We start from the raw sequence: 14,775 nt of genomic DNA, 5'->3' as shown, positions 1-14,775 counted from the left end.
TCAGTGCCCGCTGTGCTCAAGCAGATACTTGCGCGTGTGCATGATGCTAGGAATCAGCATGAAGATCGAAAACGCGATCGTAGTGGCCCATACGGTGCCCGAAATGCCGAACTGGCGCGCCAGCAGCACCTTGAGCGTCACCGCCACCACCGCCGTCACCACGGAAAGCACGACCAGAAAGCGGATCTGGTTGGTGCCGTTGAGGAACATGGCCATGGCATTGCCTTGCCCTTCGACGATCTTCCAGATGGCCAGACCCAGCATCAGCATCAGCGGCGGCTGAACCGCGCCATTGACCCAGTAGTGCAGGATGGTCGGCCCACCAATCACCAGGACCGTCGAACATATTGTGGCAAAACCTGCAGCAAAGATCTGCGAATTGCGCAAGGTGCGCCGCGCCCATTCATACTCGCCGCGCGCGACCGCTTCGCTATAGGCCGGCCAGAGCGGTGCCTGCACCATGGCCAGCACTGTGGCGATCAGCGAAAACAGCTTTTCCGGCACGGAATAGACCGGCACCTGCGATGCCCCCAGCACCTGGGCCAGAATGATCGAGTCGACATAGAAAGTGGCCGCCGCAACAATCTGGAGCACAAAGAACATGGCCCCGGTCTGCGAGATCGCGCGCATCACCCCCAGGCTGATCTGACGCAGGCGGGGGGACAGTCCCCTTTCGATAAAGCCGAAAAATATCAAACTGTTAAGTAGGGCGGCCACCAATGGCTGCCCCATCAGCGCAAAGATCAGCCAGAACAGGCTGAGCTTCATCTTGATACAGACCAGAACGCCCACCAGCCCGATCACGCTGCCCGCGCATTGCCACAGGCTGGCCATAAAGCCGCGTTGCAGGCCGATCTGAACCTTTTGCACGATGCCCAGCGGCATAGCCGCCGCAAAGCACAGGATGAAGGCGCCCAGCGCTGGTCCCGCCTCGGCCTGCGCGGCGGCGGTTTTGACGTTGAAGATCTCGAACCATGGCACGAGGTGGTAGAGTGCGGCAAACAGCCCGATGATCGCCAGCGCCACCACGGTCAAAATCGCATAGCCGCAGGAAATCACCCGCCTTATGCCCTCGAAATCATCGCGGCCATAAAGCGTCGCCACCTGATTGAGCACGCCATTGCCGACGCCCAGATCGGCAAAGGTAAAAGATGCCTGCAATGAGCTGAGGATGATCCACATGCCATATTGCTCGGCGCCCAGATAATGCAGCGTCAGCGGCACGGAAATCAGGGCGGTGGATACCGAAATCACCTTCGCCACCATCGAGGCCATGGCGCTCAGCGCCACGCGGCGCTGTCTTTCATGCGCGCGCCCTTCGGCCGTGTCGGTGTCAAAGGGCGTCAGGCGGACATAGTGCAGTTTGCGCGCGATGGCGCCAAAACCATGGCGCAGCTTGAGGGCGACAGCCATCGTCAGGCCGCCACGCCAGGGCGGAGCAACCGGGCCAGACGCGCCTCGATCCGGTCGATCATCGCCGCTTGGGACCAGCGCTCCTGGGCCCGCTTGCGTGCCTCGACCCCGAAACGCGCGGCCATTTCAGGCTCGTCGATCAGTCGTTTGATCGCATGGGCCAGACCCGCCGCATCGCCGGGCGCCACCGCCAGACCGCAGCCGTCCACCTCGTCATACAGGCCGGTGCCGGGCTCGGCCGTGGCCACGACGGGGCGGCCCGAGGCCAGCATATTGGTGAGTTTTGAGGGCAACACCAGATCGGCTGCGCCCGGAATCTGCGGCAATAGATGGACCTGCGCCAGACCCAGCAATTCGCCCATCCGGGCCATTGGCTGAAGGTCATGGAGCATCACATTGTCCAGCCCGCGCGCCAGTTCTTCCAGCCGGACCCGGTTGGGCCCCTGACCGCAGATGACAAACTGGATATCCGCGCGATGACGCAGCAAGCGGGCCGCCTCGATCAGGATTTCAATGCCCTGCTTGTTGGCGATATTGCCGGAATAGAGGCAGACCTTGCGCTGGCCGATGCCCCATTCCTGCCGATAGGGGCTGTGCTGCGGACTGCAAAATTCGGTGTTCACATCGGCCCAGTTGCGCACTTCGACCACACGGTCGGCGGTGATGCCCTTGGCCACGAGGCGCTCGCACATTTGCGGGCTGATCGAGGAGGCGATGTCAGCCAGCCCCAGCATGCGGTTTTCCACCCAGCGCGCCAGACGGGCCGCGGCCCCGCCGCTGCCCACCAGGCCCGTGGCGAAAGCGGCCTCGACCTCGAAATCCTGGACATGCACCCACAGGCTGGCCCCGGACAGCCGGGCCAGCACCCATGCCACCGGCACGCTGAGCAGGGAGGGGGCGATGCAGAAGACCGCCTGCGGCCGTTTGTCACGGCGCTTCATTCCCAGCGCGAGGGCAGGGCTCAAGGCGCTCAGCGTAAAGCTGGCCAGATGCAGGATACGCTTGAGACCGCCCGGCTTGCGCGGGACATAAAAGGGGCAGCGGGTGATCGAAACGCCGTCTTCGACGCTGCGGCGCCATCCCCCGCGCCATTCCGGCTCAACAAACCAAGCCGGATAATAGGGTTTCCCGGAAATAACCTCGACCTGGGCTCCTCTGGCGGCAAGCGCCTTTGCCATGTCGGTCGTGTAACGCGCGATCCCGATTTCCTCGGGGGCGTAATTCAGACCGACAATGGCGAGCCGCAGGCCATCACCCATTAACCTACCTCTGTCAGGAAGTGACGGTAGGCGTCAGCAATGCCTTCTTTGAGCGCGATCCGCGGGGTCCAGCCAAGCGCATGAAGGCGCGAGGAGTCCATCAGCTTGCGCGGGGTGCCGTCGGGCTTGGACAGATCATGGACGATCTCGCCTTCATAGCCGACGACTTCCATCACCAGATGGGTCAGTTCGAGGATCGAGACATCCGAGCCGAAGCCGATGTTAACATGTTCGCGGCCGGAATAGTTCTTGAGCAGATGCACACAGGCATCGGCGCAATCATCGGCATGCATGAATTCGCGGCGCGGGGTGCCCGTGCCCCACACCTCCACCGTGCCGCCAATTTTCTTGGCATTGTGCACCTTGCGGATCAGCGCGGGCATCACATGGCTGGTTTCGAGGTTGTAATTGTCGCCCGGCCCATAAAGGTTGGTGGGCATGCCGCTGATGTAGTCGACGCCATGCTGCACGCGATAGGCTTCGCACAGCTTGATCCCGGCGATCTTGGCAATTGCGTACCATTCGTTGGTTTCTTCCAACGGACCGGTCAGCAGCGCGTCCTCGGTAATCGGCTGAGGGGCGAATTTGGGATAGATGCAGGACGAACCCAGAAACAGCAGCTTGCCCACATCCACCGCGTGCGAAGCCTGAATGAGGTTCGCCTCGATCATCAGATTGTTGTAGAGGAAGTCGGCCGGATAGGTGTTGTTGGCCAGAATGCCGCCCACCTTGGCCGCAGCCACAACAACCACTTCGGGCTTTTCCCGCGCCATCCAGCCGCGCACGGCGGCCTGATCCATCAGATCAAGCTCGGCGCGGCCGGCGGTCAGCACATCGCAATTTTCCGAAGCAAGGCGGCGCACAACGGCGCTGCCCACCATACCACGATGGCCTGCGACAAAGACACGCTTGCCGGAAAGATCGAACATGCCGGGAATCCTTACTGGAACTTGGCGATCGGGGCGTCGCGCATGACCTCGAGGTCGGCCTGGACCATTTCACGGGCCAGTTCGCGGATCGGGGTCTTGTGGCTCCAGCCCAGCTTTTCCTTGGCCTTGGTCGGATCGCCGATCAGCAGGTCCACCTCGGTCGGGCGGAAGTAACGCGGGTCGATCTCGACGATGACCTTGCCGGTCTTCTTGCAGATGCCCTTTTCGTCGATGCCTTCGCCAGTGAATTCCAGCTCGATGCCCACGTCTTCAAAGGCCCAGCGCACGAAATTGCGCACTTCGACCGTTTCGCCGGTCGCCAGCACGTAGTCGTCGCCCTGCTCCTGCTGAAGCATCAGCCACATGCCTTCGACATATTCACGCGCATGGCCCCAGTCGCGCTTGGCGTCCAGATTGCCCAGATAGAGCTTTTCCTGACGGCCCAGCGAGATGGCGGCAGCCGCGCGGGTGATCTTGCGCGTCACGAAGGTCTCGCCGCGCAGCGGGCTTTCATGGTTGAACAGGATGCCGTTGCTGGCATGGATGCCATAGGCCTCGCGATAGTTCACCACGATCCAGTAGCCGTAGAGCTTGGCCACGCCATAGGGCGAGCGCGGATAGAACGGGGTGGTTTCACGCTGGGGCACTTCCTGCACCAGACCGTAAAGTTCCGAGGTCGAAGCCTGATAGAAGCGGGTCTTCTTTTCCAGCCCCAGAATGCGGATCGCCTCGAGCAGACGCAGCGTGCCGATGGCATCGGCGTTCGCGGTGTACTCGGGGGTTTCAAAGCTGACCTGCACATGGCTTTGTGCGGCCAGGTTGTAAATTTCGTCCGGCTGGGTCTGCTGGACGATGCGGATCAGGTTGGTCGAATCCGTCAGATCACCGTAGTGCAGGTGAAAACGCGCGCCTTCAACATGGGGATCTTCGTAAATGTCTTCGATACGACCCGTGTTAAAAGACGAAGAACGACGCTTAATGCCATGAACTTCATAGCCCTTTTCCAGCAACAAACGGGCAAGATATGCACCGTCCTGTCCAGTTACGCCGGTAATAAGCGCTACTTTGCCATTGGAAGGGACAGTGGTCATGGCTTTTCAAACCTCATTGATTTCGCAGGTGCGGCATATCTACCCAATGAGGGGAATTCTGCAAGTCAATTTATAAGTAAAAGGGCCTAAGTATCGGCGTGACGAGCCAAAATGTTGCGAAATCAGAGGATTGTGTTCCAGATTGGTACGAAATAAGGTCTGCGCTGGTAAAATTAAGCGTTCGATTCGGGGGAATTGGGTTAATTCTGATCCTGCGCCGAATTAACCGCATTCTTCTTGGCGACCGAGAAGCTCCCTGTCACGCGTCCGCCCGAACCCGCGCCCTTGCCCGAGCCGGTGCCCTGAAAATTGGACATATGATTGTCCAGATCGATCACCAGCCGCTCGCCCGTCCCGTTGCCCCGCGCGTTTTGCAGGCGCACATGGCCGACCACCGTGATGACCCGCCGGCCAAAGTCATAGGTGGCCAGATCGCCCCAGACGTGCTCCTCGCCGCGGATGACCTCGACATTGCCGGTCGCGTCGATGCGCTGGATCTTGACATCATTGCCGCTGCCGCCGCCGCTTGCGCCATTGTCGGTATAGGCCACCAGCGTGCGCGCCGCGCGCAGCTTCAGGCCCTTTTGGGTGATCTCGACATTGCCGGTGAGCAAAACCCGCTTGGCCTTGTCCTGAACGTCGATACGGTCGGCGGCATAGTCCACCGGCGCATTGCTGTCATGACTCTCCAGCCCCTGCGCCAAAAGGGCGCCGGCCCATCCGCTCAACACCAGAGCGGTTAATCCCGTGACACCGGCGCGACGGGAAAGCGAAAAGCGCATGCTAACAGACATGATTGGTCCTTAACCCAAGCCCCACCTCGCGTGAAGCGGTTTCATCTGGGCATTTTCATTCGGGAAGGAGTCATGCGCAACCGCGCCCGCCCCTCCAGCACTACGTTGCGCGACGCGAGATCGACCACCATATGGTCGGCCGAAAAAGTACCCGCCGGCACGGTTCCGGTCACCCCGCCATTTGCGGTGGCGCGCCGGGTCTTTAGGTCGATCTCGACACTGCTGGTGCGCATGCTGTAACCGCCGTTTTCCGAAAACTGCACAGGGCCAGCCACCTGCATCCGTTCCCGGTTCAGGTCATAGCGCGCCGAGGGCGCCTCCACCCGCGCAGGGCCGTTTTCCATGGCCAGGCTGGCCTGCAGGCCGCGCATTTCCACAATCGGCACCAGCGACGAATGCTGCACCGCCTGTCCAGCGTTCAATTCGAACGGGCGCCCCTTGTCATCGGTGCCGCGATAGGTCGCGCTGGTGACCGACAGGCGCTCCTTGGCCACGGCCACCTTGTTGCGGTCGAGCAGAAAGGAGACCTCGCCATGGGGAAAGATCGGGCTGACCACCATGACGGCGGTGGTCATGCCTACGCCGATGGGCAGGGCGGAAAAGAGAAAGCGGATCATGCGATCCTGCGCCCCGCCGGGCGCGGCTTTCGCGCGGCGGCGGTTGCGCAGCAGATCGGCACCAATGGTCACTGGTGCCTCAGGCCGACATGTGGCTGAAGATGTCGTGATCAGGCCATCCGGCCAAGTCGAGTTCCGCCCGCGCAGGCAGGAAGTCGAAACAGGCCTGCGCCAGCGCGGTGCGCCCTTCGCGCTCCAGCCGCGTGACCAGAATGGCATGGGCGGCATGCAGATAGCGCACGTCGCTGGCCGCATATTCGCGCTGGGCATCGGACAGGTCCGCGCCGCCCCAGTCGCTCGACTGCTGCTGCTTACTCAATTCCTTGCCCAGCAATTCGCGCACCAGATCCTTCAGGCCATGCCGGTCGGTATAGGTGCGCACCAGCTTGCTGGCGATCTTGGTGCAGAACACGGGCGCCGCCACCACGCCCAGATAGTGCCGGATCGCGGCAATGTCGAAACGGGCAAAGTGATAGATCTTCACCCGCTCGGGATCGGCCAGCACGGCCTTGAGGTTGGGCGCGTCATAGGAACTGCCGGGCTTGAAGCGGACGAGATGTTCGTCGCCCCGCCCGTCGGCAATTTGCACGACGCACAGCCGGTCGCGGGCCGTGATGAGGCCCATGGTTTCGGTATCCACCGCAATCGGGCCGGGAGCCAGCACGCCTTCGGGGAGATCTTCTTCGTGGAGATAGACAGCCATTGTGCCAAAATGCTTAGGACGAAGCGGGCGACCTGAAAAGCCCTGAAAGCGGCGGGAAGGCAGATTATGACGGCAAGTGACGCAGTTCCCACAAGTTGGCGCGGGGCATTGGATGGCGTGCTCGCCACGCCCGAGGCGCGGCGGCTGGGCGGTTTTCTTAAAAGCGAGGAGGTTGCGGGCAAGGTGATCTTCCCTCCGCGCGGGCAAAGGCTGGCGGCGCTGGACCTGACGCCGCTCGATGAGGTCAAGGTGGTGATTCTGGGGCAGGACCCCTATCACGGGCCGGGACAGGCCCATGGGCTGAGCTTTTCCGTGCAGCAGGGCGTGCGCATTCCGCCAAGCCTCGTCAACATCTACAAGGAGCTGAAAACCGACATCGGCTTTGATCCGCCCGCCCATGGCGATCTGTCCGCCTGGGCGCGTCAGGGGGTGCTGCTCCTCAACAATGCGCTGACCGTGGAGCAGGGGCAGGCCGGGTCGCATCAGAACAAGGGCTGGGAGGCGATTACCGATGCCTGCGTGGCGGCGGTGGCGAAGGGGGCGAACCCTTGCGTCTTCATGCTCTGGGGCAGCCATGCCCAGAAAAAGGCGGCGCGCGTGCCGGGCCTGAATGATGGACGGCATCTGGTGCTCAAGGCCCCGCATCCCAGTCCGCTCTCGGCCTATAACGGCTGGTTCGGCAGCCGTCATTTTTCAAAGGCCAACGAATTTCTTGAATCTGTTGGACGTTCGCCGATCGATTGGTCGCTCTAAAAAGAAGTTTCCAACATTCGCCAAGGAATCATTGCCTACATAGGATCAATTATTCACACTATGGCCATCTGCTCTTGAAAGGGATGGCCATGAACATCATCGATTTGCAGAAAGCTATTGGCGCAAAACCCGATGGCGTCTGGGGTGACTTGTCTCGTAAAGCCCTGCTAAGCACTTTCACCAGTGCCAACACATCTCCGCTCAATGCCGACAAGATCAAGACTTTCGCCGCGCGGCTGGGCGTGTCGGTCAAACAATTGGCCGCCGTCGCCAAGGTCGAGGCCGCCGGCAGCGGGTTCGACAAGGACAATCGCCCCAAGATCCTGTTCGAACGCCACAAATTCCACAAATATACCGGCGGCAAATATTCGGTATGCAGCTTCAGCAACCCGCAAGTGGGCGGCTATAATGAAAGCAGCTGGGACAAATTGCTGGGCGCCATCGTCACCGGCGCGGTCGATGCGGCCTTCATGGCCTGCTCATGGGGCAAATTTCAGGTGCTGGGCGAATATTGGGACGATTTCGACTATGCCTCGCCCTATGCGCTGGCCCTGTCCACCGTGGCGTCCGAGGCGGGGCATTACCTTCTGCTGGTCCATTATATCGAGGCCAACAAATTGCAGGATGAAATGGCCGCGCTGTCCACCAATCCGGAAACCTGCCGCGCCTTTGCCAAGGCCTATAACGGCCCCGGCTATGTGCAGTTCGATTATCACACCAAGCTGGCCGCCGCGATGAAGTGAGGCAGGGCGGCGGTTTGGGGCCGCCCTAAAACCTCTGCCAGAGCGCCAGGGCGATGTCGAAAAAGGTGATCCCGGCAATCGGCGCGATAAACAGCAGCAGCAGATTGATCCCCACCAGCGACAGCATCACCCCCTCGCGCCGTTTGCCCAGTTCGGGCCGGTCTCGGCGGGGCGGGGGGCTCCACGGGTCGGGCGGAGGCCAGGGATCGCGTGTGTCGAGGAACATGGGCATCGACTCCGGTTTGTTTTCGGCATTCTACGCCATGGCCTGCCCTCTGCTCCATAGAAAAAGCGCCGGCAGGATGCCCCGCCGGCGCTTCTTTCTACCCGTTTGCGTGCCCTATCAGCGGGGCAGTTCCGTCACGCCCATCAGCGCCTCGTCGACCGCGCGGGCGGCCTGACGGCCCTCGCGGATGGCCCAGACGACAAGGCTCTGACCACGACGCATGTCGCCGCAGGCAAAGATCTTGTCATCGCTGGTGCGATAATTGTTGGTGTCGGCCTTCACATTGCCGCGCGCGTCCAATTCGACGCCCGCCTGATCGAGCAGACCCTGCTTGCGCGGACCCACAAAGCCCATGGCGAGGAAGATCAGGTCGGCCTTGAGCGTGAATTCGCTGCCCGGCACTTCGACCATCTTGCCGCTTTCCCATTCGACGCGGACGCATTCGAGGCCGGTGACGACCCCGTTTTCGCCCACCACGCGCTTGGTCAGCACGGCAAATTCGCGCGAGACGCCTTCTTCATGGCTGCTCGAGGTACGCAGCTTGAGCGGCCAGTTCGGCCAGCTCAGCGCTTTGTTTTCCTTCACCGGCGGCTGGGGCATGATTTCCAGCTGCGTGACGGACAGGGCGCCCTGACGGTTCGAGGTGCCGACGCAGTCGCTGCCCGTGTCGCCGCCGCCGATCACCACGACATGCTTGCCCGTGGCGGTCAGCGAGCCGCGCGGCGCGGCGCGGATTTCATCATCGCCCGCCACGCGCTTGTTCTGCTGGGTCAGGAATTCCATGGCAAAGCGCACGCCCTGCATTTCATAGCCCGGAATGTTGAGCGGACGCGGATCTTCCGCACCGCCCGCCAGCACGATGGCGTCGAAGTTTTCCTTCAGCGATTCGACCGAAACATGCACGCCCACCTCGACCGAGGTGCGGAAGGCCACGCCTTCGGCCTCCATCTGCACCATGCGGCGGTTGATGAGGTGCTTTTCCATTTTGAAGTCGGGGATGCCGTAGCGCATCAGCCCGCCCACGCGGTCGTTCTTTTCAAACACCGTGACCGAATGGCCCGCACGCGCCAGTTGCTGGGCCGCGGCCAGACCCGCCGGGCCCGAACCCACCACGGCCACCGACTTGCCGGTCTTCCTGGCGGGCACCTGCGCGGTGATCCAGCCGTTTTCCCAGCCCTTGTCGACGATCGCGCATTCGATCGACTTAATCGTCACCGGCTGGTCGATGATGTTCAGCGTGCAGGCCGCCTCGCAGGGCGCGGGGCAGATGCGGCCGGTGAACTCGGGGAAATTGTTGGTCGAATGCAGCACTTCGAGCGCATTCTGCCAATCGCCCTCATAGACCAGATGGTTCCAGTCCGGGATGATGTTGTTCACCGGACAGCCGTTGTGACAATAGGGAATGCCGCAATTCATGCAGCGCGAGGCCTGGGCTTTGAGCGCAGGCTCGGCATGCGGGATCACGAATTCCTTGTAATGCTTCACGCGCTCCTTCGGGTCCGCATAGGTGCGGTCCTGACGGTCAAGCTCGAGAAAGCCGGTTTCCTTGCCCATGTGTATTTCCTTCCTTCTCGAACTTATTCTGCGGCCACAGTTTCTGCGGCCAGACGCTCAGCCTCAAAGCTGCGCAGCGCCTTGGCATAATCACGCGGCATGACCTTGACGAATTTGGCCAGCGCGTTGTCCCAATCTTCCAGCAAGGCGGCGGCGCGCTTGCTGCCGCTGTGGAGCTTGTGACGTTCGAGCAGAATACGCAGACGTTCGGCATCGTGGCGCAGCATGTCGCCCATGCCCAGGTCATAGACCGAAACGGTGCGCTGTTGCGGACGGCCTGCGCCATCCTCTTCATCGCGCGCCGCGCTGACCGGCAGGATGTCGACCTGAGCCGGGTTGACCAGATCGGCAAAGTTGCCATCCTCATCATAGACATAGGCCACGCCGCCCGACATGCCGGCCGCAAAGTTGCGCCCGGTCTTGCCAAGAACGACGACCACGCCGCCGGTCATATATTCGCAGCCGTGATCGCCCGTGCCTTCGACAACGGCAATCGCGCCCGAATTGCGCACCGCGAAGCGTTCGCCCGCCACGCCCGAGAAGAAGGCCTCGCCGCTGATCGCGCCATAGAGCACCGTGTTGCCCACGATGATGTTCTGGGTCGGCTCGCGGTTGACGTAGTCCGGCTGCTTGACGATCACGCGGCCGCCCGACAGACCCTTGCCCACATAGTCATTGCCGTCGCCCGTCAGCTCCAGCGTCACGCCATGCGCGAGGAAGGCGCCGAAAGACTGACCCGCCGTGCCGGTCAGCGCGATATGGATCGTGTTGTCGGGCAGGCCCGCATGACCATAACGCTTGGCCACCTCGCCCGAGAGCATCGCGCCGACCGTGCGGTTGACGTTGATGACCTTGCGCTCGATGCGCACGGCCTTGCCCTCGATCAGCGCATCGCTGGCCGCGACGATCAGGTCATTGTCCAGCGCGCCGGCCAGACCGTGATCCTGCGTCTCGCTCCAGTTCAGGCTGGGCGAAATGCCATCGGGAACCTTGTGCAGCAGGCGCGAGAGGTCGATGCCTTCGGCCTTCCAGTGCGCGATGGCGCGCTTGGGCTCCAGACGGTCCACGCGGCCCACCATTTCGGCGAGGGTCTTGAAGCCCATCTCCGCCATGATGGCGCGCAGTTCTTCGGCCACGAAGAAGAAGTAGTTGATGACATGCTCAGGCTGGCCGGTGAAGCGAGCACGCAGCACCGGGTCCTGCGTGGCCACGCCCACCGGGCAGGTGTTCAAGTGGCACTTGCGCATCATGATGCAGCCCGCAGCGATCAGCGGCGCAGTGGCAAAACCGAACTCGTCGGCGCCCAGCAGCGCGGCCACCGCCACGTCGCGGCCCGTGCGCAGGCCGCCGTCGGCCTGAACACAGATGCGCGAACGCAGGTTGTTGAGCATCAGCGTCTGCTGCGTCTCGGCAAGACCGATTTCCCACGGCGAACCGGCATGCGTCAGCGAGGTCAGCGGCGAAGCGCCGGTCCCGCCTTCATAGCCCGAGATCGTGACATGGTCGGCACGCGCCTTGGAAACGCCCGCGGCCACCGTGCCCACGCCCACTTCCGACACCAGCTTGACCGAGATGCGCGCGCCGGTGTTCACGTTCTTCAGGTCGTGAATGAGCTGCGCCAAGTCTTCGATCGAATAGATGTCATGGTGCGGCGGCGGGCTGATCAGGCCCACACCCGGGGTCGAGTGGCGGGTTTTGCCGATGGTCTTGTCGACCTTGTCGCCGGGCAGCTGGCCGCCTTCGCCGGGCTTGGCGCCCTGGGCCATCTTGATCTGGATGTCATCGGCATTGACCAGATATTCGCTGGTCACGCCAAAGCGGCCCGATGCCACCTGCTTGATCGAGGAACGCAGTGAATCGCCGTTTTCCAGCGGCTTGAAGCGGATCGGATCCTCGCCGCCTTCGCCCGTGTTCGACTTGCCGCCGATACGGTTCATGGCGATCGCCAGCGTGGTGTGCGCTTCCCAGCTGATCGAGCCATAGCTCATCGCGCCGGTGGCGAAACGCTTGACGATTTCGCTGGCCGGTTCAACCTCGCTGATATCCAGCGGCTTGTCGGCCTTGCGGAAGTCCAGCAGGCCGCGGATGGTCAGATTGCGCTGTGACTGATCGTTGATCGTCTCGGCAAATTCCTTATATTTTTCAGGAACATTGCCGCGAACCGCATGCTGCAGGCTGGCGATGTTGGCAGGCGTCCAGGCGTGTTCCTCGCCACGGATGCGATAGCCGTAGATGCCGCCCACATCGAGCATGTTCTTGTAGATCGGATTGTCGCCATAGGCCGCCGCGTGGCGACGCACGGTTTCTTCCGCGATTTCCTTCAGGCCCGCGCCCTCGATGGTCGTGGCCGTGCCGGTGAAATAGGCGTTGATAAAGCTGCTCGACAGACCGATGGCGTCAAAGATCTGCGCGCCGCAATAGGACTGATAGGTGCTGATGCCCATCTTGGACATGACCTTCAGGATGCCCTTGCCCACCGCCTTGATATAGTTCTTCTTCACCGTCTTGGCGTCGAGCGGAATTTCCTTCTTCACGCGGATGTCTTCCAGCGTTTCAAAGGCCACATAGGGGTTGATCGCTTCGGCGCCGAAACCGGCCAGAACGCAGAAGTGATGCACTTCGCGTGCTTCGCCCGTTTCCACGACCAGACCCGCCTGCATGCGCAGACCCTGGCGCACCAGATGATGGTGCACCGCTGCCGTTGCCAGCAGGGCGGGCATCGGGATGCGATCCGGGCCCTGCGCACGGTCGGACAGGATCAGGATGTTGTGATCGGCCAGCACTGCTTCGGTTGCGGCCCAGCACATTTCCTTGATCGCCTGCTCCAGACCTTCGGCGCCCGCCTTGGCGTCCCAGGTGGTGTCGACCGTGGCGGTGCGGAACGCGCCGTCAAGGGCTGCTTCCACGCTGCGGATCTTGGCCACGTCTTCGTTGGTCAGGATCGGCTGGTCGATTTCCAGACGCTTGTGGCTGCCCGCTTCCTTGCCCAGCAGGTTGGGGCGCGGACCGATCATCGACACCAGCGACATCACCAGTTCCTCGCGGATCGGGTCGATCGGCGGGTTGGTCACCTGCGCAAAGTTCTGCTTGAAATAGTCATAGAGCAGACGCGACTTGCGCGACAGCACGGCAATCGGCGTGTCGGTGCCCATCGAGCCGATCGGATCATCGCCATTGCGGCCCATCGGTTCGAGGAACTTGGACACGTCCTCCTGCGTATAGCCAAAGGCCTGCTGACGATCGAGCAGCGTGGTGGTTTCCACCGGCAGCTGGGCCAGTTCGGGCTCGACGACATCAAGATCCTTGATGTTGTACTGGGCCGATTCCAGCCATTCCTCATAAGGCTCGGCATTGGCGAGGCTGGCCTTGATTTCCTCGTCCTCGATGATGCGACCCTGTTCAAAGTCGATCAGCAGCATGCGGCCCGGCTGCAGGCGCCACTTGCGCACGATCTTCTCTTCCGGAATCGGCAGCACGCCGCTTTCCGAAGCCATCACCACCATATCATCGTCGGTGACGAGGAAGCGGGCGGGGCGCAGACCGTTGCGGTCCAGCGTCGCGCCGATCTGGCGGCCATCGGTGAAGGCCACGGCGGCCGGACCGTCCCACGGCTCCATCAGCGCGGCGTGATATTCATAGAACGCGCGGCGCTTGGCATCCATCAGCGGGTTGCCCGCCCATGCTTCGGGGATGAGCATCATCATCGCATGGACCAGCGGATAGCCGCCCGCCACCAGCAGTTCGAGCGCATTGTCGAGGCTGGCCGTGTCGGACTGGCCATGCGGGATGATCGGCCACATCTTGTCGAGGTCGGGACCCAGCAGTTCCGACTGCATCGAGCGGCGGCGCGCGTTGATCCAGTTCACATTGCCGCGAACCGTGTTGATCTCGCCGTTATGCGCGATGAAGCGGAACGGATGCGCCAGCTTCCAGCTCGGGAAAGTGTTCGTCGAAAAACGCTGGTGAACCAGACCCAGCGCCGAAACGCAAAGCGGGTTCGAGAGGTCGGGGTAAAAGCTGCCGACCTGCGTGGCCAGCAGCAGACCCTTGTACACGATGGTACGGGTCGAGATGCTGGGCATATACAGTTCGGTCAGGCCCGGCAGACCATGCTTTTCGGCCAGAGCGGCCAGCGGGTTCTGCGTCTGCTTGCGGATGGCCAGCAGCTTGCGCTCGAACGCATCCTGATCGGCGCAATGTTCGCCCCGACCGATGATGCACTGGCGAATCACCGGCATCGATTCGAGCACGGCCTTGCCCAGACCCTCGATGTTCACCGGCACATCGCGCCAGCCGATCAGGGTCTGGCCTTCCTTGGCGATGAACTTTTCGAAATATTCGACCACGAAATTGCGGCTGCCCTCATCACGGGGCAGGAAGCACATGGCCACCGCATAATCGCCGGGCTGGGGCAGGGTCAGGCCCGCACCCTTGGCCCAGTCGCGCAGCAGCGCGTCGGGGATCTGAATCAGGATGCCCGCACCGTCGCCCAGCAACGGGTCGGCGCCCACCGCGCCGCGATGGTCAATGTTTTTCAGAATTTCCAGTGCCTGCGTAATAATGGCGTGGCTTTTTTCGCCTTTGATATGGGCAACAAAACCTACGCCGCACGCATCGTGCTCGTTACGCGAATCATAGAGGCCCTGGGGCTCTGGAAATCCCATCGATTATCTATCCCAATCTCGCGCCCTCT

General features: G+C 62.0%; 12 protein-coding genes. 2 read left to right on the top strand and 10 right to left on the bottom strand.

The window, feature by feature from the left end:
- The 7 genes from PQ457_RS15215 to PQ457_RS15185 form a co-directional block, all read right to left on the bottom strand.
- Complete coding sequence (locus tag PQ457_RS15215) at positions 1–1,413, bottom strand: lipopolysaccharide biosynthesis protein (RefSeq protein WP_273617627.1); 1,413 nt, start codon at positions 1,411–1,413, stop codon at positions 1–3.
- Between the two features lie 2 nt (positions 1,414–1,415).
- A complete protein-coding gene (locus PQ457_RS15210) occupies positions 1,416–2,672 on the bottom strand; it encodes a WcaI family glycosyltransferase (protein ID WP_273617626.1) in 1,257 nt (418 codons plus the stop codon).
- Entirely contained in the window at positions 2,672–3,601 is a 930-nt protein-coding gene (fcl, locus tag PQ457_RS15205) for a GDP-L-fucose synthase (RefSeq protein WP_273617625.1), read from the bottom strand. Before fcl ends, PQ457_RS15210 begins: the two co-directional genes overlap by 1 nt.
- Positions 3,602–3,612: 11 nt before the next feature.
- On the bottom strand, positions 3,613–4,692 hold the full coding sequence (gene gmd, locus PQ457_RS15200) for a GDP-mannose 4,6-dehydratase (protein ID WP_273617624.1): 1,080 nt from the start codon (positions 4,690–4,692) through the stop codon (positions 3,613–3,615).
- A 200-nt stretch (positions 4,693–4,892) separates the two neighbouring features.
- Positions 4,893–5,486, bottom strand: a complete 594-nt coding sequence (locus PQ457_RS15195) for an LptA/OstA family protein (protein WP_273617623.1) — start codon at positions 5,484–5,486, stop codon at positions 4,893–4,895.
- A gap of 41 nt (positions 5,487–5,527) precedes the next feature.
- Positions 5,528–6,175: an LPS export ABC transporter periplasmic protein LptC gene (lptC, locus tag PQ457_RS15190; protein WP_273617622.1), complete on the bottom strand. Its 648-nt coding sequence runs from the start codon at positions 6,173–6,175 to the stop codon at positions 5,528–5,530.
- Positions 6,176–6,182: 7 nt separating this feature from the next.
- Positions 6,183–6,806: a ribonuclease D gene (locus PQ457_RS15185; protein WP_273617621.1), complete on the bottom strand. Its 624-nt coding sequence runs from the start codon at positions 6,804–6,806 to the stop codon at positions 6,183–6,185.
- Positions 6,807–6,872: 66 nt separating this feature from the next.
- Between PQ457_RS15185 and ung the strand changes: the two genes are divergently transcribed.
- Entirely contained in the window at positions 6,873–7,559 is a 687-nt protein-coding gene (gene ung / locus PQ457_RS15180) for a uracil-DNA glycosylase (RefSeq protein ID WP_273617620.1), read from the top strand.
- An 89-nt stretch (positions 7,560–7,648) separates the two neighbouring features.
- Positions 7,649–8,302: an N-acetylmuramidase domain-containing protein gene (locus PQ457_RS15175; RefSeq protein ID WP_273617619.1), complete on the top strand. Its 654-nt coding sequence runs from the start codon at positions 7,649–7,651 to the stop codon at positions 8,300–8,302.
- A gap of 25 nt (positions 8,303–8,327) precedes the next feature.
- Here the strand turns inward: PQ457_RS15175 and PQ457_RS15170 are convergent, their stop codons facing one another.
- The 3 genes from PQ457_RS15170 to gltB form a co-directional block, all read right to left on the bottom strand.
- Complete coding sequence (locus tag PQ457_RS15170; protein WP_168603386.1) at positions 8,328–8,528, bottom strand: hypothetical protein; 201 nt, start codon at positions 8,526–8,528, stop codon at positions 8,328–8,330.
- A gap of 117 nt (positions 8,529–8,645) precedes the next feature.
- On the bottom strand, positions 8,646–10,082 hold the full coding sequence (locus PQ457_RS15165) for a glutamate synthase subunit beta (RefSeq protein WP_273617618.1): 1,437 nt from the start codon (positions 10,080–10,082) through the stop codon (positions 8,646–8,648).
- A gap of 23 nt (positions 10,083–10,105) precedes the next feature.
- On the bottom strand, positions 10,106–14,746 hold the full coding sequence (gltB, locus tag PQ457_RS15160) for a glutamate synthase large subunit (RefSeq protein ID WP_273617617.1): 4,641 nt from the start codon (positions 14,744–14,746) through the stop codon (positions 10,106–10,108).
- Positions 14,747–14,775: the final 29 nt, after the last annotated feature.

Source organism: Novosphingobium humi, from assembly GCF_028607105.1.
GTDB lineage: Bacteria > Pseudomonadota > Alphaproteobacteria > Sphingomonadales > Sphingomonadaceae > Novosphingobium > Novosphingobium humi.
The sequence above is the reverse complement of the archived record's forward strand: the minus strand, read 5'-3'. Positions and strand labels throughout refer to the sequence as shown.